Source organism: Bacillus nitratireducens, from assembly GCF_001884135.1.
Lineage (GTDB): Bacteria > Bacillota > Bacilli > Bacillales > Bacillaceae_G > Bacillus_A > Bacillus_A nitratireducens.
Genome location: NZ_MAOC01000094.1, coordinates 1 through 257, shown reverse-complemented (window position 1 = coordinate 257; position 257 = coordinate 1). Strand labels below are relative to the sequence as shown.

Genomic DNA, 257 nt, shown 5'->3' with positions numbered 1-257 from the left:
GAAAAAAACCTTTTTGATTTAGATGTTCAAGTAACAACAGCTTCAGGTGATGTAGATCCACAAATTACAAGTATTTCAGCTTGTACGCCTGGTTGTGGAAACACAGGTTCATTCAATAGCTTCTGTTGCTAATTGCTATATAAGATATATTATCTTAAAAAAATTTAGGGGGAAAAGAAAATGATTAATGAAAAAAACCTTTTTGATTTAGATGTTCAAGTAACAACAGCTTCAGGTGATGTAGATCCACAAATTAC

2 protein-coding genes are annotated in these 257 nt (G+C 31.5%); both read left to right on the top strand.

The window, feature by feature from the left end; genetic code table 11:
• A partial coding sequence (locus tag BAU23_RS28255) for a gallidermin/nisin family lantibiotic (protein WP_071735698.1) occupies positions 1–132 on the top strand: 132 nt, incomplete at its 5' end.
• A 48-nt stretch (positions 133–180) separates the two neighbouring features.
• On the top strand, positions 181–257 hold a 77-nt coding region (locus tag BAU23_RS28250), incomplete at its 3' end, for an FDLD family class I lanthipeptide (RefSeq protein ID WP_002128201.1).